This window comes from Blautia sp. OM07-19, assembly GCF_003481595.1.
In the GTDB taxonomy this organism is placed as follows: domain Bacteria; phylum Bacillota; class Clostridia; order Lachnospirales; family Lachnospiraceae; genus Blautia_A; species Blautia_A intestinihominis.
In genome coordinates this window covers 1-1,907 of sequence record NZ_QULA01000081.1, presented here as the reverse complement: position 1 = coordinate 1,907, position 1,907 = coordinate 1, and the positions used below count along the sequence as shown (strand labels likewise).

Genomic DNA, 1,907 nt, shown 5'->3' with positions numbered 1-1,907 from the left:
ATCGAGTAGGAGACGGCTTTTGCCGCCGACCTCTCACACCACCGGACATGCGGTTCCGCATCCGGCGGTTCAGTTAACTTGACATCTCGCTTTACAAAGATATTCCTCTGCTGAGAGTAAACCAAATTTCTTCAAACGTGCATTTGACATCGCATAACAAACAGTTTTTGTACGGCACACTCGGGCATATCCATGAAATCCCGCCGCACACCTTGCATTCTTTTTACTAATACCCAGTTTTACCAAATTTTTATATCTGGTTTTTGGATTTTTCCAATGTTTCCATATGCACATCCTGAATCTATACCTGATTACTGTATCAAGTTTTCGGGTTACTGTAAGAATTGAGCCAATTTTAAAGTAATTAATCCATCCTCTTACTACCTCTGCTATCTTTTTCGCTTTGTATGAATTACTCACGCTCCACTTACGGCTCGTAAGTTTCCTGACTTTCTTCATTACTTTATCCAATGACTTTTTCGGAACTTTCATCCTATGTTTCTTTTCCTGAAATTGATAATAAAAAGCAAATCCCAGATATTGTATTTCGGTAGGTCTGCCTATTCTACTCTTGTCCTTGTTCACTTTTAACCGCAGGACATTCTCAATATATTTCGTGACTGATTTCATTACTCGTGTCGCAGCTTTTTCACTTCTGACAAGAATAATACAGTCATCTGCATATCGTACAAATCTAAGTCCCCGACTTTCAAGTTCCCAATCCAGTTCATTTAACAGTATATTTGCAAGAAGCGGCGAGATATTTCCTCCTTGTGGGGTTCCAACCTCTGTTTCTTCCATTTGTTCTCCGACCATGACTCCACTTGCCAGAAATTTTCGGATTAGTGAAAGTGTTTTCCCATCCTTGATTTCTTTGTTCAGAATAGATATCATCTTATCATGTTCTACTGTATCAAAGAACTTTTCCAGATCAATATCAACGACCCAGTTATATCCCTCATTCATGTATTCAGCCGCTTTTAACACTGCCTGTTGTGCACTCTTTCCAGGTCTGAATCCATAACTGTTTGTATGAAATTTCCGTTCATATATAGGTGTTAATACCTGTGCAGCCGCCTGTTGAATCATGCGGTCTGTAACTGTAGGTATTCCAAGTTTTCGCTTACTTCCATTATCTTTAGGAATCTCCACCCTTTTTACTGGCATTGGTTTATATGACTGATTTCTTATACTCTCTCTGAGTTGATGACCATTTACTTTCAAATGAGAAAACAGGTCATTACATTCCATTCCGTCTATCCCTGCCGCACCCTTATTCTTTATTACTTGTTTATAAGCACGGTTCATATTTTCATTTGACAGAATGTCATCTATAAATATTCTTTGTTTCTCCATGCGTTGTTTCCTTTCCCTTTCGTGAGCTTCAACCACATAGTACTTGTGGTACCCCTCTCGGCATGTGTATTGTCAAAAACTCTCAATTGGGACTTACTCCAACTGATTAACTGTTCCGTCCTTCGCTCCATCCCCATTACAGAGACTTCTTCACTACTATGACGTCTGCTGACTTCCTATGGTTCGTTGTTACTATGGCTAATGATACCACCCATAGGATCTCCCACGGTTAAAAACGTCATCTTTCCCATCATCTATCCGCCATGTCTACTACCAGTCTTTTGTTAGCTATCGGACTTCAACCTGTTCAGCGGTCTTATCCAGACTGTAAGCCTTATACATGATTTCTGTTCGTCGGACCAATGGTTTGCCTCAGGCTTCCTTCAGATTCCACTTTACAGTGGACACCCTTGCCATATTGACTATGCGCTTCCCGCTAACGGGTACGCTTAGGACTTTCACCTTTAAGAATAACGTTCGCGCCGGGCGAACTGAACTACTCGGCAACAAGTTACCAGAGCATCTGAAATCTGGCGGGATACCGCCTTTTT

Annotated in this window: 1 protein-coding gene; it reads right to left on the bottom strand. The window is 41.0% G+C overall.

Going from position 1 to position 1,907, the window contains the following annotated elements; all coding sequences use genetic code 11:
* Nucleotides 1–69 precede the first annotated feature (69 nt).
* Nucleotides 70–1,356 carry a group II intron reverse transcriptase/maturase gene (ltrA, locus tag DXC01_RS19890; RefSeq protein WP_118699690.1) on the bottom strand — a complete coding sequence of 429 codons (1,287 nt, stop codon included), beginning with the start codon at nt 1,354–1,356 and terminating at the stop codon, nt 70–72.
* Nucleotides 1,357–1,907: the final 551 nt, after the last annotated feature.

Coding starts and splice junctions, on each gene's coding strand:
- ltrA (WP_118699690.1), bottom strand. CDS start 1,356: ATGGAGAAACAAAGAATATTTATAGATGACATTCTGTCAAATGAAAAT.